The following is a 24,605-nucleotide window of genomic DNA, read 5'->3' as shown; positions in this document are numbered from 1 at the left end:
ATGAAGTCAGTCTTGTCGAAGCGCCCCTCGGCCTTCGCGTTGGATGTCATGGGCTTGGGCACGTAGGCCGCGATGCCCTCGTCTTCACAGGCCTTGAGCTCGACACCGTTGTAGTAACCCCGGTCCGCGAGCGCTTGTAGCTCGGTGGCGCCCATGGCTTCACGTGAGGCCAACGCCATCTTGCGCAGCTGTGACCGGTCGCTACTTTCGTTGGTGACTTCGTGCGCGACGATCAAGTGGTTGTTGGCAGCCCTGCAAGAAGTGGAATTGTGCTGCTGATGCGGCATGCGCTTGAAGTGCCAGCTGATGGCCGCTTGATGGGACCGCTGGCAAATTCGAACCTGCATCGCCGCGGACAGCGTCAATATGACTTGGCCGGCCGCTTACTCGCGGTCAGCTCAGGTAGCTATCGATGTTCCGCAGAAAATGCGAAAGATCCAGCGGACGCCAGCAGCCACTGCGGCCCTCTTCGAACAGCCCGGCATCAAGACCCTGTGCGCGAGAGGAGGCCTTGAAGGTGATAGTCAGCGGACTCCGTTCGTCGTCTACCAGCGGTATGCGCCCGATCGCATCTTTAGCGAGCCCCGCAGCGGTGATCTTTCCGAAAACGAGCATCGGCTTTCCGTCGTATCCACTAGGTTGGCCCGTGTACCCCTTGACGATCTTGTAGCCTGCCGTCGGATCGCGTTGTTGCAGCAAATCAAGCAGGCGGGCGAACTGCGCTTGCTTTTCGGGGGGCAGCGAGTTGCAGAATGCTGCCACCTCGTCGCCAAAGGCCATCTGATCGAAGAGCGGCACGAAGTCCGGCTGATATGCGGCTCTGTGCCCGGGAACCTGCGCCATTGCCTCCATGGGAAGAACGGCGTGCGCAAAGGCCGCGCGCGGGAAGACAGCCCGATTCCAGCGCGGCACAAACCGCTCGCAAAGTGCCTGCTCTTCGGTCGAGTAGGCCGACACGTGCACGCCAAAGATTTCGTGAACGGCGGCGACACGAGAGAACACCATGATGCTTCGCCCCGTCGCGATCCACTCTGAAATGAGCCGCCGGTTCTCGCGGCCCGTACCGCTGTTGACGAAGCCGCCGCGATGCTCACGAAGACGCTTCGACACGCCACGCCCCGCCTTGCCGACGTATAAAACATCTAGCTCATTGACCACCCCGGCGGTCGGCGAGACCCACACGTAGATCGACGCGTCTGCACGGGGCTCGTTGATCGCGCGGAAGTCCGGCATATCCGCCCGCATGAAGACATCGTGAGAATGGTGAAACCCGAGGTTCTCGAGTTCCTGACGTTGAACGGGCATTTGACGCTCCTTGATGGAGTCGAAGGGGTTCTGGAAGGGCTGTTAGATCCGGATGCGCGTTGAACGACCCGTCCGGTTGCTGCTCCGGCGACGTGCAGGCCTACCAAGCTTCAGAGATCTGAGTCGAGGTACCGCTTCAGCGCCTGCATGATGTGCAGCTGGACGCGACGCCGGTATTCGGGAGGGCTGACGACGTGCACCCATGGTGCATGGCTCCAAAGGAAGGGCTCGAGCTGGATCGAGTGCCGGACGTTCGCCTGCACTAGAAAGCTTCCGTCCTCCTGTTCTGACATCTTCTGCCCCTTGAACGGACGCTCATCGAAGTGAAAGATCGCGTTCTTGTGCACATGGAGCACGAGGTCCATGGTCTTTGCACTTTCGGCGCGCGTCAGGTTGTCCTCTTCCTCGATGAACTGGTCAATGTCGAAGCGACCCGTCAATCCTGCCGCGTTGTCGCTCAACATGGCCTCCTTGCAACGAACAAGGTTGAAGTACCGGGGGCGGTCGCGGTCGTGGGCTCGCCCGATTAGGTAGACCGCGGTCTCCTTCAGCGCCAGCCCAAGCACCGTCAACACATAGCGGCCGCTCTCCGGCCCATAGCTGAAGGCTGAATCCTGCGCGGTGTAGGTCAGCTCGATGCATCTCTGCAATGCCATGGCGTCGATGGCCGTGGCGACGAATTCGTTGTTGACGTCGTGGCGCTGGCGGGGGATGCCGTCCGGGACCACGCGGATTCGGTCCCGGAAGATGGTCGCCCGCTCGGCGCGGGCATCCCCGTGGCGAGCTGCCTTCGCCCTCATAGCTGGGGCGCCCTTCAGGAGATCGGGCAAGGGCCTCAGTAGGTCTGCGCTGAGCGCAGCCACAGCGAGACCGTCTCGTGCGAAGACGAGGCGCTGCACCAACCTATTCTGCTCGTTAAGCCAGAAGCGTCGAGTCTTCGACCGCTTCCCGACTGGCCGCTCGGCTTCGTCGACCGAGCTATTCACGAATTCCTGATCCACCAGCGACTCGATCCAGCGTTCCAGCCGCTTCCGGTAGGCCTGGACGGTCAGTTTGTCGCCGAGGTCGCTATCCGCCGGGCCGAACTTCCGAGCGATGTCCGTTAGGGTCTTGCCCTCCTGCGGATCCGCCGGCAGCCAGTCGATCAAAGTCAGCAAGTCGAACCGTGAGTTCATGAGGCGCTCAATTCTGCGATGGCACGTTTCACGCCCGTACTGTCGCACCCTGCCAGGACGTAAAACGTACTTTTCGTTTTTCTGACGTGCCAAATCAGCACTCCCGTTTGTAGGATTGCTACGGCATTTCAGACGCTTCACGGCAATTTGGCGCGCAACAATCTTTCCCTGGCCTTCCCGCGCCTTTCTGGCTCAGGCCCCTCCCGATCCATTCCCAACTCCAGGAGTACAACTATGCGAGGCCGAAAACTCACTCCCGCCCGGAAGGCAGCACGCGCCGCTTTGAAGTCTCTAAAAAAGAAGAAGTAGACGCCCCAGGTCATCCGCCCATGAAGCGCCCTTCCCTCGATCAACTGCTGCAGCAGCGCGACCGGATGGGCGCCGCGATCCAGTTGGCGAAGTTTTATCGGAACATCGCCGCAATGCTGGACTTCGAAGGTGAGCCCGCCGCGGCTCGCGCCCTCCTGGCGTTGGTGGCCTGCAGGCTCGAGCAAACGCTCGGCCCGCGGCACCTGGACACCCAGATGGCCCTCAACGAACTGGCCCTGCGCGACTTCAACGCCGCGGACTACGCTTCAGCCCTGCTGTCCTTTCGGTGGCTTCATGCCTGGATGCATGAAACCTGGGGCGCGCTGGACGTGCTAACGCGGATTGCGCGCATCCGGGTCTGGCAGTGCGAGCGCCGGCTGGCTGTTTTCAACCTCGACAGGATTCCCCATGCGACCACCCAGCAAGGCGATGTTGCAGCGCTGCCGAGGCATGGCCAGCTATGCCCTTTCCTTGCATCCCAATCCCAGGCTTTACAAGCATCACTGGCAGATCTTCACGCGCGACTCGGCGCTGGAGGGCGAGTCGTTCCTCCAGCAGGCACCGCGGCTGTCGACGGCCGCGTGCATGCAACGGCTGGCCGAACTGGGTCGCACCGGAGAGCCCTGTCTCCTGTACGGCGGCAAGCGCCCCCGCCTCTTCGCGGGCATGCCCTTCGACCGGACTTCTGCGCGATGGCAAAGAGCCGACTGGGCAACCGCGCTCGAAGACGACGCCGATCCTGAATGGAACGGGTATCGCTGAAAGCGCACACCGCGTCCATCAGCTTCCGGAAGTGAAGTAGACCGCTTCCAGCCTGAAGTCGACGCTTGCTCCAGTGCTATGGCGGCAGTCATCGCGCCGTCGCTTCACGCCCCGCCACTCGCGTCACCCCCTTGCGCAGCTCGCCCACCCACAGCAGCAGCTGGCCATCCCCACGCAAACCGCCCACTGCCGCACGCTCAGTGGTGCGGTGCCGAAGGCCAGGTTCAGTGGCGGGAGGCTTCGGCGCTGGTCAGGCCTTTTTCGGTGTCTGTGCCCAACCGGACTGCAACGTCGGCAGCGGCGCCGACGGATGCATCGGCTACGGCGTCAGGCGGCGCCAAGGGAAAGGTCCAGCACGTAGCGCAAGGCCTCATGGTCCGACCCTGGCGTGTCCAGCCTGAAGCCGGCCTGCGTCGCCAGCTCCCGCATACCTGTGTTCTCGCGCAGCACCAGCGCCACCAGGCGCTGCGTGCCGTGGCCTTGAAGGTAGCCCACCATCTTGTCGAGCAGGCGCTGGCCCAGGCCCTGCCCTTGCACCTCGGCCGCCAGGATGATGGCGAACTCGGCCTCGACGTTGTCGGGGTCGGCCACGGCGCGCACGACGCCGAGCGTGCGCTGCGTGCCGTCGGGCTGCGCTTCGAGCACGACGAAGGCCATCTCGCGGTCGTAGTCGATCTGCACCAGGCGGGCCAGCTCGCTGCGCGGCAGCTCGCGTCGCAGGCTGAAGAAGCGCAGGCGGATGTCCTCGGGCGCAAGCTGCTTCGCGAACGCGAGATGCCGCGCCTCGTCTTCGGGCCGGATGGGCCGCACCAGCAGCTGCCGGCCCTGCCAGGTCCAGGTCTCGGCGAGTTCGGCCGGGTAAGGCTGGATCGCGAAGCGCGACGTCCCGGCGCTGGCCGCCCGGGTGACACGCAGGCGGGCGTCCAGCGCGATGACGCCGTCGCTGTCAGCCAGCAGCGGGTTGATGTCCAGTTCGGCCAGCTCGGGCAGGTCGGCCAGCATCTGCGAGACGGTCACCAGCACGTCGCAGATGGCATCGATGCGCGCGGGCGCATGGTCGCGATAGCCGGCCAGCAACCTGGCCACGCGGGTGCCGGCCACCAGCTCGCGGGCGAGCACGCGGTTCAGTGGCGGCAGGCCGATGGCACGGTCGGCCATCACCTCGACCGCCGTGCCGCCCTGGCCAAACAGGATGACCGGACCGAACACCGGGTCGACGCTGGCGCCGACGATCAGCTCCTGCGCATGCGGCCGGCGCACCATGGACTGCACCGTGAAGCCGGTGATGCGCGCCGACGGCTTGATGGCGCGGACCCGCGCCAGCATCTGCTTGGCGGCCAGTTGCACGGCCGCGTCGTCGCACAGGCCGAGCGCGACGCCTTCCACATCGGACTTGTGGCTGATGTCGGGCGACAGGATCTTCAGCGCGACCGGATGGCCGATGGCACCTGCGGCCTCGACCGCAGCATCCGCCGAGGGCCCGACCGCGATCGTCGGCACGACCGGGATGCCATAGGCCTGCAACACGGCCTTGGCCTCCAGCTCGTCGAGCATGTCGCGGCCGGCGGCGAGTGCCGCCTCGACGACAGCGCGCGCCGCCGCACGGTCCGCCGGCCCGGCCTCGCTGGCCGTGGGCGCCTCGGTGAGCAGCGCCTGGTTGCTGGCGTAGCGGGTCAGCATCGCGAACGCGCGCACGGCCTCCTCGGGCGTGTCGTAGCCGGCCACGCCCGCGCCCTCAAAGACACGCCGCGCCTCAGCCACGCCGGCGTCGCCCAGCCAGCAGCTCATCAAGCGGCCGGCCGCCTCGCGGGCCAGCGGCGCGCAGGCCAGGGCAATGTCCTCGCTGCGCACGATGGCCGTCGGCGCGTGCATGAACAGCACCGTGCCGGTGTCGGGGTCGTCCAGCAGCGCACGCAGTGTGGCGGTGTAGCGCTCGACAGGTGCGTCGCCAATGATGTCGATGGGGTTGCCGTGCGACCAGGTGGGCGGCAGCACGCTGTCGAGCTTGCCGCGCAGCGCCTCGCTCAGGGGCGGCAGCTCGACGCCGGCCAGCGCGGCGGCATCGGCCGCCATGACGCCGGCGCCGCCACCGTTGGTCATCAGCGTCAGGCCCCGCTGCGGGTTGCCTCGAAAGTGCGCCAGCGTCTCGGCCGCCATGAACAGGTCTTGCAGCGTGTCCACGCGCAGCATGCCGGCGCGGCGGATGGCCGCGTCGATCACCACGTCCGACCCCGCCAGCGCACCGGTGTGCGACGCGGCGGCCTGCAGGCCCTTGCCGGCGCGGCCGGCCTTCACCACGATGACCGGCTTGTTGCGCGCCGCCGCGCGCGCCGCCGACATGAATTTGCGCGGCGACTCGATGGATTCGATGTAGAGCAGGATGGCCCGCGTGTGCGGGTCGCTGGCGAAGTGATCGAGCAGGTCGCCGAAGTCCACGTCGGTCCGCTCGCCCAGCGACACCATGTGCGAGAAGCCGATGCGCCGCGAGCGCGCCCAGTCGAGCACCGCCGTGACCAGCGCACCCGACTGCGACACGAAGGCGATCTCGCCGGGCAAGGCGTCGACATGGGCGAAGCTGGCATTCAGGCCGATGCGCGGCGACAGGAGGCCCAGGCAGTTGGGGCCGAGCAGCCGCAACAGATGCGGCCGGGCGGCGTCCAGCGCAGCCTGCTTCTGAACAGCGTTCAGGCCCGCGGTCATGACGATGGCGGCCCGCGTGCCCAACTGGCCCAGTTCAGCGATGAGGCCGGGCACCGTGTCGGGCGGCGTGCACAGCACGGCCAGGTCGGGCGGCTCGGTGAGGTCGGCGACGCGTGCCGCCAGCACCACGCCGTCCAGCTCGGCGTGCTTGGGGTTGACGCCGAACACGGCGCCCGCAAACGTGCCGGCGCGCAGGTTGCGCCAGACCGTCGCGCCGACGCTGCCGGGACGGTCGGAGGCGCCGACCACCACGACCGAGCGCGGTGAGAGAAGCTGGTCGAGGTGGCGGATGCTCATAGATCAGGGAGTTATGGCGACCTTGAGCACGCCGTCGCGCTGGTGGCCGAACAGCTCGTAGGCCGCCTCAATGTCGTCGAGCTTGAAGCGATGGGTCACCATGGCTTCCAGGTTGACGCGGCGCGCGGCGATGACGGCCATCAAGCGGCGCATGCGCTCCTTGCCGCCCGGGCAGAGCGTGGTGACGATTTTGTGATCGCCCAGCCCGGCTGCAAAGGCGCCAAGCGGGATGGTCAGGTCGGTGGAATAGACGCCCAGGCTGGACAGCGTGCCGCCCGGCCGCAGCACGCGCAGGCAGGCCTCGAAGGTCTGCTGCGTGCCCAGCGCCTCGATGGCGACGTCCACGCCCCGGCCATCGGTGAGGCGCATGATTTCCTCGATGGGGTCGACCTTGCTGGCGTCGATGACATGGTCGGCGCCCATCTGCGTGGCGATGGCCAGGCGGTTGGCCAGGCGATCGACGCCGATGACCATGGACGCCCCGCTGAGCTTGGCGCCGGCCGTGGCACACAGGCCGATGGGGCCCTGCGCGAACACGGCCACCGTGTCGCCGATGCGCACGCCGGCGCTCTCGGCGCCACTGAAGCCGGTGGACATGATGTCGGGGCACATCAGCACCTGCTCGTCGGTCAGCGAGTCGGGCACCGGCGCCAGGTTGGCCATCGCGTCGGGCACCAGCACGTACTCGGCCTGGCAGCCATCGATGGTGTTGCCGAACTTCCAGCCCCCCATGGCCTTCCAGCCATGCGCCGTGCCGGCGCCGTCCTGCGAGCCGCAGCCGCACAGGCAGGCCGTGCTCCAGCCGCTGGGCGTGATGGCGCCGGCGATGACACCCTGACCCTCGCGGTAGCCGCGCACGCCCGAGCCGAGCTTCTCGATGACGCCCACGGGCTCGTGGCCGATGGTCAGGCCGCGCTCGACGGGGTACTCGCCCTTGAGGATGTGGATGTCGGTGCCGCAGATGGTCGTCGTGGTCACACGGATCAACGCGTCCTGCGGGCCGACATCGGGGATGGGCTTGTCGTCCAGCACGATGCGCCCGGGCTCGACAAAGACAGCGGCTTTCATCATGGCCATGGCAAATCCTCCAGAAGGCGCTACGCGCCCGGAAGGTTTCCATGACGTCAGACCACCCTACTCCGAGACTTTGCCCAGGTGCAGGGTGGAAGCGCCGTTGCAGGGTAGGACGCGAGGCCGGCGGCCGCTTTGCGCCAGATCAGTTCAGGCCCGCCTTGTCCAGGCCGAACATCTTGTCCGCCGACCCCGGCACATTGCGGACCGCCACATTCATGCGGTTCCAGCCGTTGATGGCGGCGACGCGCCAGGTCAGCTCGGACAACTCTTCCGGCGAGAAATGCTCGCTGACCTCGGCATAGGCGGCGTCGGAAATGCCCTCGGTCGGGATGTGGGTCAGCAGCTCCGTCCAGGCCAGGGCGGCACGCTCCTTGGGCGTGAACAGCGGCGACTCGCGCCAGATGGCCACATGGTGCAGGCGCAGCTCGCGCTCGCCGTGCATCTTGGCCTGCTTGACGTGCATGTCCAGGCAGAAGGCGCAGCCGTTCATCTGCGAGGCGCGGATGTCGATCAGCACGGCCAGGGTCTTGTCCATGCGGAAGGCCATGCTGAAGTCCAGGTACTTCTTGGACAGGTCGGCGGACTGGCGGAAGTAGTCGAGGCGGGCGGTATGCGTGCTCATGGCGATGTCCTTGGGGTGTGGCGGGCCCGCGGAATCGCCGGCCTCACACTCAAGACGGATCAGCCGCGGCGTTTGTGACACGCATCCTGATCCCGCTGAGCTTGTCGGGGTTGCGCTGGATATAGACAGCGCCCACCTGGCCCGCCTCGGCGGCCGGCGCCAGCGCAATGGTCTGCACCAGGCGGCCGCCAGCGGCGTCATCGACGATGAGCACACCCGGCAAGCCGTTGACGCTGGTGGGCACCAGGCGCCAGCCCTGGCTGGTCGGCATCTGCGCAAAGCCGATGAAGGTGCGGGCGATGACGGCACCGCCATGCAGCGGCTTCGGCACCGCGCTGACCTTGCCGCCGCCGTCGGCCATCAGCACGGCGTCTTCGCTCAGCAGCTGGGCCAGGGCCGACACGTCCTGGCTGCGCACCGCGTCCATGAAGGCGCCGACCAGGCGGTCCGCCTCCTCCTTGGCCACTTCGCGCCGCGCATAGTCGGCCTTGATGTTCTTGCGCGCGCGGCTGATGAGCTGGCGGCAGGCGGCCTCGCTGCGGTCCAGGTGGCGACCGATCTCGTCGTAGTCCAGGTCGAAGACGTCGTGCAGCAGGAAGGCCGCGCGCTCCAGTGGCGACAGGCGCTCCAGGGCCAGCATGAAGGCGATGGACACGTCCTGGGCGAACTCGGCCTGCTTCTCGGGGCCGGGCGCCCAGCCGAACAGGGCCTCGTCCTCCAGCATGGGCTCGGGCAGCCACACGCCAACGTAGTGCTCGCGCTGCACGGCGGCCGAGCGCAGCCTGTCCAGGCAGAGGTTGGTCACCAGCCGCGACAGGAAGGCGCCCTCGTGTTGGACGCTGGCCGCATCCACCTCGGCCCAGCGCAGCCAAGCCTCCTGCACGATGTCCTCGGCCTCGGCGCGCGAGCCGAGCATGCGGTAGGCCATTGCGCGCAGGCGGCGCGCGTGGTCACGGTCAAAGCGCAGGGCGCGGGCGGTTGGCGAGAGGTCGTCGGTCATGGCGGGAGTTTCGTGTCTCAACCCCCTCCTGACGCAACAGCCCCCACGTTTGTGACATCAGCGCGCGGTCGCCACCGCGGCCAGCAGCATCCAGGCCGAATGCGGAATCCATTGCTCCACCCAGCGCCACTGCTCGCCGTCGGGCCCGGGGCCGAAGGCGATGCCCTCGCCGCTGTCACTGCCGACCGCACCGGTGATGCCGTTGGAAATGCCGCCAGCAAACATGTCGCCGGCGCTGGAGGCCACCGTCGGCGGGTTGCGTTTGCCAAAGCCGTAGAGCATGGAGATGCCATAAGGGTTGCGGCCCAGCGTCCAGTCGAGCTGGCTCTGCGAGAAAGCCGCCCAGCCCTCGGGCATGCCGGCGCCCAGTTGGCGGCTGGCCACGGCCATGGCCGTGCTCAGCGAGGCCAGCCGTGCGCTCTCGCCCTGCCACCAGTAGCCGGTCTCGTTCTTGTGCGGGATGAAGAAGCCTTCCATCACCTCGCCTTCGGCCTTGCCGTTCGGTGCGAGCTGGAAGGCCTGGCGCGCATAGCCGTAGGGGTTGGACACTCGCTGGGTGATGGCGACTTCATGCTTCAGGGCCGCGGCGATCACGGCGGTCGCGCGGCCGCGGCGGGCCTGCTGCGTCTCGATGGCGAGGTAGTGCGACAGGCTCAACGCGGGCAGGCCGGCTTCGACCGCGTGGTAGTAGGGCCGTGCACCACCATCGCTGATGAAACCGCCGGCAGCGGTCTGGCGGCCCATCAGGCTCTCGGCCCGCAATCGGGCCGCATCGAGAAAGCGCGGCTCACGCGTCGCAAGGAAGAGCTCGACGGCCGCCATCAGCGCCGTGTAGTCATCGATGATGTTCTCGATGCCGTTGGCCGTGTACTGCGCGTTGAACTGCTGCAGATGGTCGAAGGCCTTGACCGCATCGGCCAGATAGGTCGCGCCACTGAACTCGCCCTGCCGGCCTGATTGCTTCGCCAGCAGCGAGGCCCGCGCCAGCGCCGCGATGGCCATGCCGCCGCCCGCGCGGTAGGCCGAACGATAGAGCTGGGTGTATCTGCCGTCCTCGCCCTCGTAGCCGACCACCATGCGCTCGGCCTTCTCGTCACCCCATTTGTCGAACACCGTCGTGTAGAAATAGCCTTCGGCGTCGAGGATGCGGTGCAGATAGTCCGCACCCCAGAAGGCCTCGTTCTCGGCACGCTTCAGCAGCCCGGCACGGCGGTAGAGATCGGCCGAGGTGTGGGCCGTGTAGGCCAGCACCCAGGCCGCCATCGACGTCTGCTGCGGGTTGAAGAAGTTGGCATAGCCGAGGTGGGACAGGTATTTGCCCGTGTCGCCGCCGGCATCCTTCCAGCCGCCATGCACGTCGACGAACCTGTCCGTCTCGAAGATGCGGATGCGGCTGTCACCCTTGCCCGTGTGGCGGCTGCGGTGGAAGTAGTCCAGCGTCTTGTCGGCAATCGTCGTGAACAGGGCTTGGTCCCGCACCGGGACCGGCGCCGACAGCGCGCGCTTGTTGCCCAGCGTGGCCTCGACGCGATAGACGCCCGCCTTCTCGATGGCCGAGAAGTCGACCTCGAAATAGCGCTTGCCCGCGCCCCATGCCGAGAACCCGGGCAAGGCCTTCAATTCCCCCTGGGCAACGAGCTTGCCACCGGCCAGCACACGGTAGCGCCCGGCTTGCGCCGGGCCCGTGGACTCGACGACAGCCCTTTTGGGGCCGACGCGCTCCAGCGCCACCTGGTTGATCTGCACCAGCAGCGGATCGGTCGGCAACTTGACCGACACCGTCGTCACCGGCGCAGCCGCCTCGGCGGCCACGCACAGCGGCGCTGCGGCCACCAGGGCCGCTGCAATCAGGATTCGCTTCATTCCCATGCCATGTTCTTGGACCACTTGATGCCCGAGGTCGGGCACTTTCCGCTGTTGTTCGGGTAGCTGGCGTTGATGACCGAGTTGACCGTGCTGACGCTGTTCATGGCCGGGTTCTTCTTGTAGATGTCCAGGGCCATGCTGGCGCGCCAGCAATTGCCCGCATCGTCGCCGAGGCTGGAGGACTTGAGCCAGCGGATGTACTGGTCGGTCAGGTAGGTGGCAAAGCAGGTCTCGTTGCTCATGCTGCCGCAATTGCCGGCGTTCTTGACCGAGGTGAAGGCCGACACGCTGCCAATGGAGCCGGTGTTGACCTGCACCTGGAAGGCCAGGCCCACGAGGTTGTACTTGTCGAAGGCCGTGAAGCCGACGCCCTTGAGCGCGCTCAGCACCGGCAGCAGCTTGTCGTTGTTGATGTGCGCGTAATGGCTCATCACATACTTGTCCTGCTGGGTGTCGAAGGCGGACTGCAGCGCCTTGCAGATCTTGGTCAGGGCCGCGCGCTTGGTGGAGTTGGAGCGGCTGAGGTTGGGATAGGGATCGAGCCGCTCGTCGTCGGCCTTGAAGTTGCTGGCCGACACGCCGGTGACCTGCACGCCCCAGTTCTTCATGTCGGTGTTGGTCGCACCCGTCTTGCCCAGCACATAGGGTGCGAAGGCGTTCTTGAAGTAGTCGGGGAAGTCGCCCACCGTCGTCACGCCGACCGGGCCGAAGGTGTTGCCGCGGTAGTCGGAGATGCCGACGCTGGCCTCGTAGTCCACCTCGCAATAGCGCCAGGGGCCGACGTCCTGGTAGTTGGTGGTGCCGTTCTCCGGGTAGGCGTCCATGCTGAGCACGGCCTGCCACTGGGCGACGGTGAGCTTGCGGTTCTTGTCGAAGACATTGCCCCAGACGCGCGAGTCCCCCACCGGGATGACGCCGCTGGCTGCCGCCGGCTGCACGGCCGTCACCAGGGCCTGGCCGCTGGCGGTCTCGGTCTTGGTGTAGAGCCAGCCGTCCTGCACAAAGGCGCTGGCCTTCTCCGTGCTGCGATTGCCGGCCGCCAGGGCCAGGGACGAAACACCGAGCAGCGCGAGCGCCGCGCAAGAGACGATCCGGCGAACGCTGGGTCGAAGTGATTGCATGTTTGCCTCAACGGAAGTCAGTGGCGGGTGCCACGGGTGGTTGTTGCCCACGGCCCGCGCATCGGCGCGCCGCCGTCAGAGGAGCGCGCCTTCTGCAGCGCGCCGGCTTGGACCTCGGCGGCGAATGTAGTGAGGCCACTCCACTTCGTCAATATTTAAATCCATTGGTTGTTTGTATTTGTTTCATCGAGGGCCGGAGATCCGGTCCGACCCTGAGACAGAATGCGCCCACCGTCATCCCCGGCCCAGCTTCGAGCACGCATGAGAACCATTGGACGAGGAGCCACCCAGCAGTCCAGCGCACCCTACAACCGCCGCGTTGTGCTGGACTTCATCCGCCAGCAGGGCGCCGCCTCGCGCAAGGACATCGCCGACATGGTGTCGCTGAGCCCGCAGACGGTGGCCAACATCACCAACGACCTGGAGGCCATCGGCCTCATCGTGTCGCGCCGGCAGAAGGTGGACAAATCCCGCGGCCAGCCGCCCATCGCCTTCGAACTGAATCCGCAGGCCGGCAACTCCATCGGCATCAGCCTGGAACCGGGCCGCGCCTCGGCCGCCCTCGTCAACCTCGTCGGTGAGGTGCGCAGCCGCTGCGAGGTCGAGATGGACAGCAGCGACCGCCGCCAGATGCTGGCCGCCATGCTGCAGCTCGTCGCCCAGTTGCGGCGCGAATCGACCGAGCGGCTCTGGGGCATCGGCGTCGCCCTGCCCGGCCCGCTCGGCCACACTGACATCAGCTTCATCGGCCCGACGGCGCTGGAGGGCTGGAACGATCTTTCCGTGCTGGACGAGCTGCGCGAAACCACCGGCCTGCCCCTCTTCTACCGCGTCGACAGCGTTGCCGGCGCCCTGGGCGAGACGCTCTTCGGCGTGGCCCGCCACCTCGACGATTTCTTCTATCTGCACCTCGGCCTCGGCCTGGGTGGAGCCCTGGTCATCGGCCGCTCGGCATACCCCGGCGCCGACGGCAACGCGACCGAGATCGGCCACGTGCCCATCGTGCCGGGCGGCACCGCCTGCTACTGCGGCAACCGCGGCTGCCTGGAGCGCTATCTGTCCATGCACTCGCTGGCCGAGGCCCTGGGCGTGTCTGACCACGATGTCTGGAGCGTCGACCTCGCGCAGCGCCTGCAGCAGCCCGGCGATACCGCCCTGCACGGCTGGTGCCGCCAGGCCGCCGACCGCCTGCGCGACGCCGTCTGCATGATCGAGAACATGCTGGACCCGCGCTCCATCGTCATCGGCGGCTCGGCACCCAAGGTGCTGGTGGAGCACCTCGTGGCCCTCGCCCTGCCCTGGCACCGCTCGGTGCGCGGCGGCGTGGCCGAGCCCGAGACCCGCATCGTGCTGTCGGACCGCCAGGACGACAGCTCCATCCTCGGCGCGGCCGTGCTGCCCATCTACGAGATGCTGTCGCCCCGCCTCGAAGTGCTGCAGCAGGAGCGCCGCCCCGAGGTCGACGTGGCCGAATTGCTGGGCCACAAGCCGCCCGCCAAGCGAGCCGGATAAATATTTCAATCCATTGGATTTATTTATTGACAGGCCATTTCCAGGGCTCCTATAGTTGGCGCCATGGACACGGATCGCGCACTTTTCAGCCCCCAGCTCAGCATCGTTGGCGACGTCGGCGTCGATCTCGTTCTCGGCTCCCTCGATGGTTGGCCCCGCATCGGCACGGAACTGCTGATGCCGCGCAGCGAGTTGCGCGCCGGGGGTTCTGCCGCGAACGCGGCGCTGGCGGCGCGCCACATCGGCCAGCGCACCCAGCTCATTTCGGCGGTGGGCAACGATCACTTCGGCCAGTGGCTCGGTGAGCAGTTCACCGGCCTGCGCACCAACCTGGAAAGCTGCGCCAGCGAGACCACCATCTCGGTGGGCCTGATGCACGCCTGCGGCGACCGCAACTTCTTCACCACCCACGGCCATCTGCAACAACTGTCGGTCCAGCATGTGCTGAAGCATCTGCTGACCAGCGACGTGCCGGCCGTCGCCCTGTTCACGGCGCCCTTCCTGCTGACCGAGCTGCGCGCCCGCTACGCCGATTTGCTCGCCGAAGCGGCCACCCGCGGCTATGCCATCGCGCTGGACACCGGCTGGCCGCCCGAGGGCTGGACGCCCGAGGTGCGCGCCGAAGTGCTGGGCTGGCTGCCGCACTGCGACCACCTGCTGATCAACGAACTGGAAGCGCGCAGCATCGCCGGCACGGAAGACCTGGACGCCGCCCTGGTGCTGATCGCCCGCGCGCTGAAGCCGGGCGCCAGCCTCATCGTCAAGGTCGGCGCGCGCGGGGCCCTGGGCTTCGAAGGCGGCCGCCGCAGCGAGCACGACGCCGAGCCCGCCGACATCTTCGACACCATCGGCGCGGGCGATGCCTTCAATGCCGGCTACCTCTCGGCCCGTCTGCGCGGCGCCCACCTGGCCGAGGCGCTCGCCGCCGGTTGCCGCACGGCGCGCGCCATCCTGTCGCGCTTCCCGCGCAAGACCATCCGCGCTGGCGAGTTCGCCGACTGCATCGCATGAAGCACCGCGCCCTCATCGTCGGCTACATCCTGCTGATCTGGTTCGTGATCTCCTTCGTCACCAACCTGATCGGCCCGCTGATGCCGATCATCATCCAGGACTTCAAGCTCAGCCTGGCGATGGCCGGCTTCCTGCCCTTCTCCTTTTTCCTGGCCTACGGGCTGGTCTCCATCCCCGGCGGCATGCTGGTGGAGGCCAGGGGCGCGCGGCTCACCATCCTGGTCGCCTTCGCGCTCAACCTGGCCGGCTCGCTGGCCATCGCGCTACTGCACAGCTACGCGACGGCCATTGGCGGCCTCTTCGTCATCGGCCTGGGCATGGCCCTGCTGCAGGTCGTCATCAACCCGCTGATGCGCACGGCCGGTGGCGAAGCCCACTTCGCCTTCTTCTCGGTGATGGGCCAGCTCGTCTTCGGGCTGGCGTCCTTCCTGAGCCCGATGGCCTTCCAGCTGCTGATGGAGCGCCCGGGCGCGGCCGGCAGCCCGCTGGTGTGGGTCGCCTTCTACTGGATCTTCACGGCAGCCTTCGTCGCGCTGATCATCACCAACCAGACCCTGCCCCTGCCCCGGGTCGAGCTCAAGGACGATGAGCGCGCTGGCGGCTGGGCGGCCTACAAGGAACTGCTGGCGCGGCGCGATGTGCGGCTCTTCTTCCTGGGCATCATGGCCTACGTCGGCACCGAGCAGACGCTGGCGAACTGGATGTCGCAATTCCTCTCGACCTATCACGGCGTTTCGGCCACCGACGCCGGTGCCGACGCGGTCGGCCGCTTCTGGGGCCTGATGTCGCTGGGCTGCCTGCTCGGCCTCCTGCTGCTCAAGCTGCTGGACTCGCGCGTCGTGCTGGCCGGCTTCACGGTGCTGGCCATGGGCAGCGCGGCCATCGCCCTCTTCGGCCCGGCGGCCGCATCGCAGCTGGCCTTCCCCGCATCGGGCTTCTTCCTGTCGGTGATGTTCTCCGTGGTGTTCTCGCTGGGATTGAATTCCGTGCCGCGCCACCACGGCGCCTTCTCCGGCGTGCTGTGCACCGGCATCCTCGGCGGCGCCATCGCGCCCATGATCGTCGGCGTGCTCGGCGATGCCATCGGGCTGCGTGCCGCGATGTCCACCGTCTTCCTGACCCTGGCCTACATCCTGAGCGTCAGCGCCTGGGCCAGGCCACTGGTGCGCAACGAGACCGTCTCGCTGGCGCAGCTGTTCTCACAGACCAAGCCCAAACCGGGGGCCTGATTTCCTGACTCAAACACGCCGTGGCTTTCGGGCCAGGACGGCGGCCGCCCATACACATCAAAAGGAGCCGAGAGCGATGAGACCGAACCGAGCTGGATTCACCCAAACCGTCACCGCTGCCGCAGTCGGCCTGCTGGCCGGCGCAGCCTTCGCGCAGGACACGACGACGGACAAGGAGAACGCAAAGAACGAGTTGCCTACCGTCACCGTCAGCGCGACACGCGTCAACTCCAACCTGCTGAAAACGCCGGTCGCCGTCACCGCCATCACGCAGGAGGCGCTGAGCCGCGAAGGCATCCACGACGTGCGCGGCCTGTCCGGCACCGTGCCCAATCTGCAGATCTCCTCGGGCGCCGACTCGGGCATCCAGATCAACATCCGCGGCGTCGGCTCCACCAACTTCACCGAGATCGGCGACCCCGCCGTCGGTCTGCACGTGGGCGGCCTCTACTCGCCGCGGCCCCAGGGCGCGCTGGCGCTGATGTTCGACCTGGAGCAGGTGGAAGTGCTGCGCGGCCCGCAGGGCACCCTGTTCGGCCGCAACTCCACCGGCGGCAGCGTCAACATCATTCCGGCCAAGCCCGAGTTCGGCTCCACCTACGGCAATGTCGAGGCCGACTTCGGCAACTACCGCAAGCGCCAGGTCAACCTGATCCAGAACATCGCGATCAACGACAAGTTCGCGCTTCGTGCCACCGTCAGCAAGGTACAGCGAGATGGCTGGATCAACCAGCAGCAGGACTTCACCGACGTCAACCTGCCGGCGCATGGCTTCGTCGCCGACGGCATCCCCGATGTCGACCAGCGCCGCAACACCCTGGTCTCCAAGAGCAGGTACTACTACAACCGCGACGAATGGGCGGCCCGCATCGCCGGGCGCCTGAAGCTCAGCGACAACGTCGAATGGCTGCTGGCCTACGAGAAGTTCCAGAACAACGGCGCCGGCGACGTCGCGATGAAGGACTGCGACATGGCGGCCGGCACCGCCTTCGCCTGCACCGGTGGCAAATGGGACGTCAAGATCAACGTGCCCGGCAAGACGGACATGTCCATCGGCACGCTGCGCTCCAACCTGGTGTGGAACCTCAGCCCCAGCAGCAGCCTCGAATACGGCTTCGCCTTCGCCAACCAGAAGCGCACCCAGCAGGCCGACGACGACGGCGGCTACCACCCCATAGCCAGCCAGGTGACGGCCAGCCTGCCGGTCGGCCCCGATGGCGACTGGGGCACCTGGCCGATCAGCGACATGACCTCGCTGACGCTGGGCTCGACCTACAAGTCCAGCGTGCACGAACTGCAGTTCAAGCACCACAGCGACACGCTGCAACTCGTCACCGGCCTGTTCTGGATGCATGAGAAGAACGCCATCGACTATGCGCAGGAGCAGCTCGTCACGGCGCCCTTCGGCTTCCCGACCAGCCAGTTCTATCACCAGCCGGACCGGCAGATCGACGCCAAGGCCGTCTTCGCCCAGGCCGACTGGAAGTTCACGCCGACCTGGACGGCGACGCTGGGCGCCCGCTACAGCTACGACAAGAAGACCGACAAGGGTGGCCAGGTCTTCGGCGGCTGGGACGGCTCCACGCCGGCCTACTACAACGGCCTCTATCACCCCGGCACGCCCGGCGACCCGGGCTTTCGCGCGCACAACGGCCGCGACCTGACCGAGCAGATGGGGCCCTTCGCCGGTACCGGCGCCTACGCCGAATGGGGCGCCCCGGCGGGCAATGACAACTCGGAGAGCTGGAAGAAGATCACCTACCGCCTGGGCCTGCAAAAGCAGCTCACGCCGCTGGACATGATCTACACGTCCCTCTCCACCGGCTACAAGGCCGGCGGCTTCGGCGACAAGGACGACCGCTGCGGCGGCCACGACTGCGTGGACGGCCCGGCCGGCCCGCAATACACCTTCTTCTCCTACAAGCCCGAGACGGTCACCAACCTCGAGTTCGGCTACAAGGGCCTGATGCTGAACAAGCGCCTGAGCCTGTCGGCCACCGTCTTCTTCAGCCGCTACAAGGACATGCAGGTCACCGGCGACAACTTCGCCTCGCGCATCAAGCGCTCCACGCCCTGCCCCGACGACAACCCGACCTGCGACATCGTCACCAAGTGGCAGACCATCAACGTCGGCGTCGTCAGCATCCCGGGCCTGGAGCTGGAGGTCGACTACAAGCCCTGGCCGGGTGCCCGCCTGGGGGCCTTCTTCAGCTACATCAACAGCAAGATGAAGGACTACCCGTCCTACAGCGACACCTGGAACTGCGGCGTGCGCGACGAGGTCGGCGCACCGCATTGCCCCGACCCCTACAGCGGCCCCAACCGCGAGTTCGCCGGCCGCCAGATCCTGGACATCACCGGCCACCACCTGCCGCTGTCACCCAAGTACAGCTTCGGCATCAACTTCTCGCAGAGCTTCATGTTCGGCGAGGGCTGGGAGCTGACGCCCTGGGCCAACCTGAAGTGGCAGGACAAGATGTACTTCACGATGCTCAACCTGGACAACCCGCACATCTCCGACGGACAGAAGGCCTTCACCAAGATCGACGCCAGCCTCAAGCTGCAGGCCCCCAAGTACTGGCGCGCCGAGCTCTATGTGTTGAACGCGACGAACCGAATGACGAAGAACGCGGTGCAGGACGGCGGCGGCTTCGTGCGCGCCTACTGGAACGACCCCCGCACCTACGGCATTCGCGTAGGCATCGACTACTGAGCCGGAAAACGAGGCCGCCTATCATGACGTTGTCACGAGCAGCAGGCGGCCATGCCCTACCGCATCACCTGGGAACCGGAAGGCGTCTACCGAACCTACTTTGRGGACGTCACCATCGCGCAGCGTCGCGCTTCCTTCGACGCCATCGCCGGCGACCACCGCTTCGACGGCCTGCGCTATGCGCTGACCGACTATCTCGCGGTGGAGCGCTATGAGGTGACGGCGGAAGCGACGGCCGAGATCGCGGCCCTGCACATCGGGCCGCTCTTCACCAACCCGGGCGTGCTGCTGGCGGCCGTCACCGATCGGCCCGACATCCTCACCGCGATCGACGAGTTCCGACGCTATGCCTTCGTCACGGCGCCGTATCGCGTCTTCGGCACGGTGGCCGAGGCCAGGGCGTGGATCGCCAGCCAACTGGGCTGAGCTAGCGGACGTAGCGATTCGGCACATTGCCCAGCCGCGGCGCCGGGCGCTGCTGGGCCGCCAGCAGCGCGGCGACATTGGCGTAGACATCGGCCTCGGCCCTGTGCATCTGCGGCAGCAGGCCGAGCTGGGCATAGGACAGCGGCGTCACGTCATAGCAAGCCGTCTCCCAGTCGAAGCCTCGCCCCCAGGTGATGCCCTGGAGCCGCACATCGGCCCGTGCACCGGCCGCGAGCAGCAGGCGCATCAGGGGTGCAGACCGATTGGCATTCGAGTTGACCGTGTGAAAGAGCGGCGTCTGCCCGTTCAGCCCGTCGGCATCGACATCGGCCACCGCGTTCGGGTCTGCACCCAGGGCCAGCAGGCGCTCGGCCACCGCGAAATGGCCGTACTCGGCCGCGACATGCAGCAGCGAGGCCCCATCCAGCGGTGTGAAGCTGCAGCGCATCTGCGTGCGGTGCTGCAGCAGTGCCGGCTCGAGCGCCACGGCCGCAGCCAGCGCGTCGGCGTCGTTGAGCAGCACGGGCGCGAGCCGGGGGTCGTCGAGCTGGGCACCGCTGTCCAGCATCAGCTTCAGGCAGGCGGGGAAGCCGTCCGAGCGCCAATACATCTCCAGCAGATGGGTCACGGCCGGCTTGCCGTCGATTCGGGCGCGGGCATCGAAACCGGCCTCGAGAATCGCGCGGATCGCGCCGGCGTCGTGGGTCTCGAAGGCGCCGAGCAGCCGTTCGTGGAGGGCTTTCACAGCGGGCGATGCTACGCCGCCGCAGGCCTCAAGGGCAGCGCAGGAAGTTGCCCTGCACGGTGCAGCTGCCGCGCGGCCCGATCAGGTTGGGGCCGACGCGGGTCAGCGTGGCGCCATCGCTGGTGATGCAGGTTGCCGCCGTGCAATGGGTCACCGTGACGGGTGGTTCCGGGCGCGGCACGGTGACGATCACCGCGGGCGGCGCCGGCATGGCCACACGCGGCGCAGCGGGCGAAGCGGGTCGGGCTGGAGCGACCCAACTGTGCTGGGACGGCGATGGCGAGCTCGTCAGGCCGCCCAGGCAGGCATCGGCCACACGCTTTCGCACCGGTTGCAGCCTTGCGGCCACCGCCTGCTGACGCCGTTGATCCGACGCGGTGGCCGATGCAGCCGCCGAGGCGGCGATGGCGTCCTCGGCCTCTTCCAGCGCCTGCAGCGCGGTACGGCAGGCAGGCGACTTCGGCAGCTGCTCCACCGCGTGGACCGCGCCGCCTGTCAAGGCGCACAGCAATCCACACAGGCGAACGGCTCGGGCGAAGGAATCTGCGGTCATGGCCACTCAATCTTGCGCCGTTTCAAGCCGCCGCGCTGTAGGCCGCGGCCTGCGCCTCAGGTCCGACGCAGCCGGAGCAGGGCCAGCAAGGCCGTGAAGCCCGCCACACCCGCCAGCGCATAGCCCGCCGCGCTGGCCGCGCTCGCGTCGCCCACCAGGCCCAGCAGGTCCAGGGCCGGCACGCCGGTCTTCTGCATGTCCAGGTAGAGGGCGAACAGGAACAGGGCCAGGAAGGTGCGCGAGCCCTGCGTCAGCCGCCCCAGCAGCGTTGCCGCGGCGCTGAGGAAGAGCAGGCCTGCCACGCAGGCCAGGGCCAGCCGGGGCGCGTTCATGCCCATGTGCAGCAGGGCCGGCAAGGCCAGCAACAAGCCCAGGCCGAAGGCCGCCAGGGCTTGGCGCCAGCCGCGCTCCAGCGCGCCGCCGGGCACGGCGCTGGCCAGGGCCAGGGTGCCGCTTTGCAGGTCTCGCGAGCTGACATCGGCCACGGCGATGCCCCAGGCGCAGAGCGTGCCCGCCAGCACCGCCGGCAGCAGCGCCGCAGGCACGAAGGCGCTCGCCACGGCGCCGGCCAGCATCACCAGCGCCAGCAGCGGCTGGCTCAGCAGCACCAGGCCGACGTCGGCCAGCCAGCGGCCGGGCATGCCGGGCAGACGGGCGCCGGCGCTCATCAGCAGGGCGAGCGCACGGGTGAAGGGGCGCATCACCGGGCCCAGCAGCCATTGCAGCGCCAGCACCAGGCGCCAGCGGCCGCCCGGGTTGCGCAGCTTGACGCGGTCGGGGGCATAGCGGTGGAAGAGCAGCACGGCCGGCACCAGGGGCAGCAAGGCCACCAGCATCGCGCCCACGCGCAGGGCCACCAGTTCCGAACTCCACAGCCCCGCCGGCATGTGCAGGATCGGCAGCGTGGCGTCAAAGGGCGAGCCGCCGACGCTGATGTGGTTCACGTCCATCAGCCGGCTCACGCCGACCAGCAGGGGCGACATGCCGTTGACGTCGAACACCTGCCAGCCGCTCAGATGCACGACACCGCCTTGCCCCAGCGTCGCCGGAACGAAGGCGAACTGCAGCATCCACAGCAGCCAGTAGAGGGCATCACCGCGCTTGCCCATCAGCGGCAGCCAGGCATCCGCCAGCACGGCCAGGCTGGCGCACAGCATCAGCCCGGGCGCCAGCCCGAGCACCAGCATCTGCAGATAGGGCAGCGGCTGCAGCGGCCCCTCACCGCGCACCAGCTGCAGCACCCACACCGTCAGCATGACGACGGCGCCGAGCGAGAACAGGAAGCCGAAGGCGCCCAGCCAGCGCGCGCCCAGCAGCTGGGCGTTGTTGACCGGTGTCGCGGCCAGCACGCCGGCCGTGCCGCAGCGCAGGTCCTCCTGGGTGCGCCCGCGCGCCAGGTAGAAGCCCGCCAGGCCGAACAGCAGCGAAGCGATCAGATTGCTCGCGAAGGCCAGGGCCTGGCTCTCGTAGGCAATGCGCTGCTTGCTCACCACCATCATGGCGGCACCGCTCTTCGGGTCCAGCACCATCAACCAGCTGACGGCCACGACGGCGAGCAGGATGACGAGGCTGCTGACGCGCCGGCTGCGCAGCCGCCATTCGTTGAGCACCAGGGCCTTGTACAACGCGGTGTTCATGCACCCACCCGCGCATCGGCATAGCGTTGGGCCATCAAGGCCTCCTCGAGGCTGGCGTTGGCCGGCTCGGCCTCGGCAAAGGGGCGCGACGGGTGCGTCATGCGCACCTGCATGCGGCCGCCCTGGGGCTGGGCCTGCAGCACCTGCACATGGCCCTTCAGCGCCTCGTAGTCGGCCGGTGCGAGCAGGGCCGTCCAGACCTTGCCCGCGGCGCGTGCCAGCACGGCCTCGGGTGTTTCAAACGCCACCAGCCGGCCCTGGCGCAGGATGGCCAGGTGCGATGCCATGTTCTCGACGTCCGACACGATGTGGGTGGACACGATGACGAGGCGCTGGCGGCCGAGGTCGCCGAGCAGATGGCGAAAGCGCAGCCTCTCCTCGGGGTCCAGGCCGGCCGTGGGCTCGTCGACGATGAGCACGTCGGGGTCGTTCAGCAGGGCCTGCGCGATGCCCAGGCGCTGGCGCATGCCGCCCGAGAAGCCGGCGGCCGGACGGTGGGCCTGCTCGTGCAGGTTCACCAGCTCCAGCAGCGTCTGCAGCCGCTGCCGATCCCGCACGCCCTTGAGGGCCGCGAAGTACTGCAGGAATTCCAGCGCCGTCAGATGCGGGTAGACGCCAAAGTCCTGCGGCAGATAGCCCAGGCGGCGGCGCATCAATTCGGGCTTGGCGACGATGTCCTGGCCGTCCAGCAGGATGCTGCCCCGGGTGGGCGGCGTCAGCGTGGCCAGCATCTGCATCAGCGTGCTCTTGCCCGCGCCGTTATGGCCGATCAGGCCGACGACGCCGGGCTGGAGGTCCAGCGACACGCCGTCCACGGCATTGAGTTTTCCGAAGCTTTTGGTGACGTCTTGAATCTGCAGCACGGCCACTCCTCGTTATGCGAATGAGCGGCAGCCTAGGGATGGCGGCAGTGATCGCCAACAGCCTCGCGACAGACCGTCGAGGGCGCGGCTCAGGCCGGCAAAAGCGCGGCCTGGGCGGTTGTCATTCGGTGGTGCCGAACAGCGGCCCGAGTTCGCTCCAGCGGTCGTTGCGACCGAGGCCGGGCGAATAGAGGCTGGAGACGGCGCCGTCCAGATAGAGGGCGTCCTGGCAGTGCAATGCGTCGCGGAAATGGCCGGCGAATTCGTGCAGCGTGACCGGCCGCTCGGAGATGACGAAGACGGCCTGCGATCCCGCTGCACAGACGCCATTGCGGATGTAGCGCGAGGCCGAGTTCGGGCTCAGGGCTGGGTGAATCTGGCCCTGCTTCAACAGCAGCGGCCCGGACTGGGTGGCGAGCTTCACGCCGCTGCTCAAGGGCGGATAGTCCACCGCATCGACGACATGCGGACCCTGGGCGTCGATGAAGAAGACGCCATTGGGCTTCAGGAAGAAATTGCCCTGGCCGCCCGCAGGATTGAGGGGCGCCAGCTCGCGGCCGTCGATGACGAGCAGGCCGACCGGGCCGGCGTCGGCGTGATACATGCCGGCGTTCATGCCGAAGGCGAGCGTCTTGCCTTGTGTTTTCAGCCAGGCCGCCAGCCGGTCCAGGCGGCGCAGCGGCCTGCCCTGGTCGTCACGCCAGAACAGGCGCAGCTTGTCGGCCTCGACCCGCACGACGGTGTAGCCACCATCGCCCTGCGCCGCGCAGCCCAGGCTGGTCAGCAGCAGGCTCAGGGCGAACAGCACCCGCCTCATCGCAGCGGCCTCAACAGCTCGCGCAGGCCGTTGACATCCATCTCGTGCATCAGTGCCAGCAGTCGCCCGATCTCGCCCTTGGGAAAGCCCTCGCGCGCAAACCAGGCCAGGTAGTTGCTGGGCAGGTCGGCGATCCGCGTGCCCTGGTGCTTGCCAAAGGGCATCTCGGTCTTCACGAGCTTGGGCAGGTCTTCAGCATTCATGTCTTGAGTCGATAGCCCACCCCCGCCTCCGTCACCAGCCACTGCGGCCGGTTGGGGTCGGTTTCGAGCTTCTTGCGCAGATTGGCCATGTGCACGCGCACGTAATGCACATCCTCGGCATGGCCCGGGCCCCAGACGGCCTTGAGCAGGTGCTGGTGGGTCAGCACGCGGCCGGGCGCGGTGGCCAGTTCCTGCAACAGGCGGTATTCGATGGGCGTCAGATGCAACTCCTCGCCCGACTTGATGACCGTGCGCAGCGCGCGGTCCATGGCGATATCGCCAAAGCGCAGCACGGGGTCGGCCTCGTTGCCACCACCACCGTGCCGACGCAGCTGCACGCGCACGCGAGCCAGCAGCTCGGCCACGCCGAAGGGCTTGACGAGGTAGTCGTCGGCGCCGGCGTCCAGGGCCTGCACCTTGCGCTCCTCGCCCTCGCGGGCCGACAGCACGAGGATGGGCGCCTGCGACCAGCCGCGGAACTCACGGATGAAGTCCAGGCCGTCGCCATCGGGCAGGCCCAGGTCCAGCACGACCAGCTCGGGCCGGCGCGTGGCGGCATCGATGAGGCCGCGTTGCAGCGTCACCGCCTCGAACACCTCCAGGCCCTCGCTCTCCAGCGCCATGCGCACGAAACGCCGGATCTCCGGCTCGTCCTCGATCATCAA

21 protein-coding genes and 1 pseudogene are annotated in these 24,605 nt (G+C 67.6%); 6 read left to right on the top strand and 16 right to left on the bottom strand.

Translation table 11 applies throughout. The annotated features are described in order from the left end of the window. From AC1D2H_RS14850 to AC1D2H_RS14840, 3 genes and pseudogenes are all read right to left on the bottom strand, one after another. A pseudogene (locus tag AC1D2H_RS14850) lies at positions 1 to 242 on the bottom strand (IS5/IS1182 family transposase); the annotation flags it as partial. A gap of 151 nt (positions 243 to 393) precedes the next feature. After that, the gene (locus tag AC1D2H_RS14845; RefSeq protein ID WP_478011490.1) at positions 394 to 1,305 is read right to left on the bottom strand and encodes a hypothetical protein; all 912 of its coding nucleotides are present in this window, start codon (positions 1,303 to 1,305) and stop codon (positions 394 to 396) included. Positions 1,306 to 1,415: 110 nt separating this feature from the next. Further along, positions 1,416 to 2,480, bottom strand: a complete 1,065-nt coding sequence (locus AC1D2H_RS14840) for a helix-turn-helix transcriptional regulator (protein WP_478011489.1) — start codon at positions 2,478 to 2,480, stop codon at positions 1,416 to 1,418. 717 nt (positions 2,481 to 3,197) lie between these two features. Between AC1D2H_RS14840 and AC1D2H_RS14835 the strand changes: the two genes are divergently transcribed. After that, the gene (locus AC1D2H_RS14835; RefSeq protein ID WP_478011488.1) at positions 3,198 to 3,551 is read left to right on the top strand and encodes a hypothetical protein; all 354 of its coding nucleotides are present in this window, start codon (positions 3,198 to 3,200) and stop codon (positions 3,549 to 3,551) included. A 327-nt stretch (positions 3,552 to 3,878) separates the two neighbouring features. Here the strand turns inward: AC1D2H_RS14835 and AC1D2H_RS14830 are convergent, their stop codons facing one another. From AC1D2H_RS14830 to AC1D2H_RS14805, 6 genes are all read right to left on the bottom strand, one after another. Continuing rightward, the gene (locus tag AC1D2H_RS14830; RefSeq protein ID WP_478011487.1) at positions 3,879 to 6,548 is read right to left on the bottom strand and encodes a bifunctional acetate--CoA ligase family protein/GNAT family N-acetyltransferase; all 2,670 of its coding nucleotides are present in this window, start codon (positions 6,546 to 6,548) and stop codon (positions 3,879 to 3,881) included. 3 nt (positions 6,549 to 6,551) lie between these two features. Then, the gene (locus tag AC1D2H_RS14825; RefSeq protein WP_478011486.1) at positions 6,552 to 7,625 is read right to left on the bottom strand and encodes an NAD(P)-dependent alcohol dehydrogenase; all 1,074 of its coding nucleotides are present in this window, start codon (positions 7,623 to 7,625) and stop codon (positions 6,552 to 6,554) included. A gap of 139 nt (positions 7,626 to 7,764) precedes the next feature. Next, complete coding sequence (locus AC1D2H_RS14820) at positions 7,765 to 8,244, bottom strand: carboxymuconolactone decarboxylase family protein (protein ID WP_477933795.1); 480 nt, start codon at positions 8,242 to 8,244, stop codon at positions 7,765 to 7,767. Positions 8,245 to 8,293: 49 nt separating this feature from the next. After that, positions 8,294 to 9,244: an RNA polymerase sigma factor SigJ gene (gene sigJ, locus AC1D2H_RS14815; RefSeq protein WP_478011485.1), complete on the bottom strand. Its 951-nt coding sequence runs from the start codon at positions 9,242 to 9,244 to the stop codon at positions 8,294 to 8,296. A gap of 57 nt (positions 9,245 to 9,301) precedes the next feature. Then, positions 9,302 to 11,107: a glycoside hydrolase family 9 protein gene (locus tag AC1D2H_RS14810; protein WP_478011484.1), complete on the bottom strand. Its 1,806-nt coding sequence runs from the start codon at positions 11,105 to 11,107 to the stop codon at positions 9,302 to 9,304. Next, complete coding sequence (locus tag AC1D2H_RS14805; protein WP_477933800.1) at positions 11,104 to 12,231, bottom strand: hypothetical protein; 1,128 nt, start codon at positions 12,229 to 12,231, stop codon at positions 11,104 to 11,106. The genes AC1D2H_RS14810 and AC1D2H_RS14805 overlap by 4 nt, the downstream gene beginning before the upstream one ends. A 261-nt stretch (positions 12,232 to 12,492) precedes the next feature. On the opposite strand from AC1D2H_RS14805, the gene AC1D2H_RS14800 reads away from it, so the two are divergent. From AC1D2H_RS14800 to AC1D2H_RS14780, 5 genes are all read left to right on the top strand, one after another. Beyond that, positions 12,493 to 13,743, top strand: a complete 1,251-nt coding sequence (locus AC1D2H_RS14800; protein WP_478011483.1) for an ROK family transcriptional regulator — start codon at positions 12,493 to 12,495, stop codon at positions 13,741 to 13,743. 63 nt (positions 13,744 to 13,806) lie between these two features. Beyond that, positions 13,807 to 14,754, top strand: coding sequence for a carbohydrate kinase family protein (locus AC1D2H_RS14795; RefSeq protein ID WP_478011482.1), 948 nt, complete (start codon positions 13,807 to 13,809; stop codon positions 14,752 to 14,754). Continuing rightward, entirely contained in the window at positions 14,751 to 15,983 is a 1,233-nt protein-coding gene (locus AC1D2H_RS14790; RefSeq protein WP_478011481.1) for an MFS transporter, read from the top strand. Before AC1D2H_RS14795 ends, AC1D2H_RS14790 begins: the two co-directional genes overlap by 4 nt. 76 nt (positions 15,984 to 16,059) lie before the next feature. Beyond that, entirely contained in the window at positions 16,060 to 18,696 is a 2,637-nt protein-coding gene (locus tag AC1D2H_RS14785; RefSeq protein WP_478011480.1) for a TonB-dependent receptor, read from the top strand. Between the two features lie 51 nt (positions 18,697 to 18,747). After that, positions 18,748 to 19,122, top strand: coding sequence for a hypothetical protein (locus tag AC1D2H_RS14780; RefSeq protein ID WP_478011479.1), 375 nt, complete (start codon positions 18,748 to 18,750; stop codon positions 19,120 to 19,122). A gap of 1 nt (position 19,123) precedes the next feature. On the opposite strand, the gene AC1D2H_RS14775 is transcribed toward AC1D2H_RS14780, so the two are convergent. The 7 genes from AC1D2H_RS14775 to AC1D2H_RS14745 all read right to left on the bottom strand — a co-directional run bounded on the left by AC1D2H_RS14775 (position 19,124) and on the right by AC1D2H_RS14745 (position 24,602). After that, entirely contained in the window at positions 19,124 to 19,867 is a 744-nt protein-coding gene (locus tag AC1D2H_RS14775; RefSeq protein WP_478011477.1) for an ankyrin repeat domain-containing protein, read from the bottom strand. 28 nt (positions 19,868 to 19,895) lie between these two features. Beyond that, on the bottom strand, positions 19,896 to 20,420 hold the full coding sequence (locus AC1D2H_RS14770) for a hypothetical protein (protein ID WP_478011476.1): 525 nt from the start codon (positions 20,418 to 20,420) through the stop codon (positions 19,896 to 19,898). Positions 20,421 to 20,476: 56 nt separating this feature from the next. Then, complete coding sequence (locus tag AC1D2H_RS14765) at positions 20,477 to 22,057, bottom strand: hypothetical protein (RefSeq protein ID WP_478011475.1); 1,581 nt, start codon at positions 22,055 to 22,057, stop codon at positions 20,477 to 20,479. After that, positions 22,054 to 22,920 (bottom strand): ABC transporter ATP-binding protein, encoded by an 867-nt coding sequence (locus AC1D2H_RS14760; RefSeq protein WP_478011474.1) that lies wholly within the window; start codon positions 22,918 to 22,920, stop codon positions 22,054 to 22,056. The genes AC1D2H_RS14765 and AC1D2H_RS14760 overlap by 4 nt, the downstream gene beginning before the upstream one ends. A 121-nt stretch (positions 22,921 to 23,041) precedes the next feature. Continuing rightward, a complete protein-coding gene (locus tag AC1D2H_RS14755) occupies positions 23,042 to 23,737 on the bottom strand; it encodes a phosphodiester glycosidase family protein (RefSeq protein WP_478011473.1) in 696 nt (231 codons plus the stop codon). Then, the gene (locus AC1D2H_RS14750; protein WP_477933822.1) at positions 23,734 to 23,940 is read right to left on the bottom strand and encodes a DUF3820 family protein; all 207 of its coding nucleotides are present in this window, start codon (positions 23,938 to 23,940) and stop codon (positions 23,734 to 23,736) included. The genes AC1D2H_RS14755 and AC1D2H_RS14750 overlap by 4 nt, the downstream gene beginning before the upstream one ends. After that, entirely contained in the window at positions 23,937 to 24,602 is a 666-nt protein-coding gene (locus AC1D2H_RS14745; protein WP_477933866.1) for a response regulator, read from the bottom strand. Before AC1D2H_RS14745 ends, AC1D2H_RS14750 begins: the two co-directional genes overlap by 4 nt. Positions 24,603 to 24,605 lie beyond the last annotated feature (3 nt).

This window comes from Roseateles sp. P1_C1_2, assembly GCF_056406535.1.
Note: the sequence above shows the minus strand (reverse complement) of the source record. Positions and strands in the feature narration are given on the sequence as shown.

What these genes read in the sequence shown, in the direction of transcription:
- AC1D2H_RS14845 (WP_478011490.1), bottom strand. Translation starts at nt 1,305, where the DNA reads ATGCCCGTTCAACGTCAGGAACTCGAGAACCTCGGGTTTCACCATTCT.
- AC1D2H_RS14840 (WP_478011489.1), bottom strand. Translation starts at nt 2,480, where the DNA reads ATGAACTCACGGTTCGACTTGCTGACTTTGATCGACTGGCTGCCGGCG.
- AC1D2H_RS14835 (WP_478011488.1), top strand. Translation starts at nt 3,198, where the DNA reads ATGCGACCACCCAGCAAGGCGATGTTGCAGCGCTGCCGAGGCATGGCC.
- AC1D2H_RS14830 (WP_478011487.1), bottom strand. Translation starts at nt 6,548, where the DNA reads ATGAGCATCCGCCACCTCGACCAGCTTCTCTCACCGCGCTCGGTCGTG.
- AC1D2H_RS14825 (WP_478011486.1), bottom strand. Translation starts at nt 7,625, where the DNA reads ATGGCCATGATGAAAGCCGCTGTCTTTGTCGAGCCCGGGCGCATCGTG.
- AC1D2H_RS14820 (WP_477933795.1), bottom strand. Translation starts at nt 8,244, where the DNA reads ATGAGCACGCATACCGCCCGCCTCGACTACTTCCGCCAGTCCGCCGAC.
- sigJ (WP_478011485.1), bottom strand. Translation starts at nt 9,244, where the DNA reads ATGACCGACGACCTCTCGCCAACCGCCCGCGCCCTGCGCTTTGACCGT.
- AC1D2H_RS14810 (WP_478011484.1), bottom strand. Translation starts at nt 11,107, where the DNA reads ATGAAGCGAATCCTGATTGCAGCGGCCCTGGTGGCCGCAGCGCCGCTG.
- AC1D2H_RS14805 (WP_477933800.1), bottom strand. Translation starts at nt 12,231, where the DNA reads ATGCAATCACTTCGACCCAGCGTTCGCCGGATCGTCTCTTGCGCGGCG.
- AC1D2H_RS14800 (WP_478011483.1), top strand. Translation starts at nt 12,493, where the DNA reads ATGAGAACCATTGGACGAGGAGCCACCCAGCAGTCCAGCGCACCCTAC.
- AC1D2H_RS14795 (WP_478011482.1), top strand. Translation starts at nt 13,807, where the DNA reads ATGGACACGGATCGCGCACTTTTCAGCCCCCAGCTCAGCATCGTTGGC.
- AC1D2H_RS14790 (WP_478011481.1), top strand. Translation starts at nt 14,751, where the DNA reads ATGAAGCACCGCGCCCTCATCGTCGGCTACATCCTGCTGATCTGGTTC.
- AC1D2H_RS14785 (WP_478011480.1), top strand. Translation starts at nt 16,060, where the DNA reads ATGAGACCGAACCGAGCTGGATTCACCCAAACCGTCACCGCTGCCGCA.
- AC1D2H_RS14770 (WP_478011476.1), bottom strand. Translation starts at nt 20,420, where the DNA reads ATGACCGCAGATTCCTTCGCCCGAGCCGTTCGCCTGTGTGGATTGCTG.
- AC1D2H_RS14765 (WP_478011475.1), bottom strand. Translation starts at nt 22,057, where the DNA reads ATGAACACCGCGTTGTACAAGGCCCTGGTGCTCAACGAATGGCGGCTG.
- AC1D2H_RS14755 (WP_478011473.1), bottom strand. Translation starts at nt 23,737, where the DNA reads ATGAGGCGGGTGCTGTTCGCCCTGAGCCTGCTGCTGACCAGCCTGGGC.
- AC1D2H_RS14750 (WP_477933822.1), bottom strand. Translation starts at nt 23,940, where the DNA reads ATGAATGCTGAAGACCTGCCCAAGCTCGTGAAGACCGAGATGCCCTTT.
- AC1D2H_RS14745 (WP_477933866.1), bottom strand. Translation starts at nt 24,602, where the DNA reads ATGATCGAGGACGAGCCGGAGATCCGGCGTTTCGTGCGCATGGCGCTG.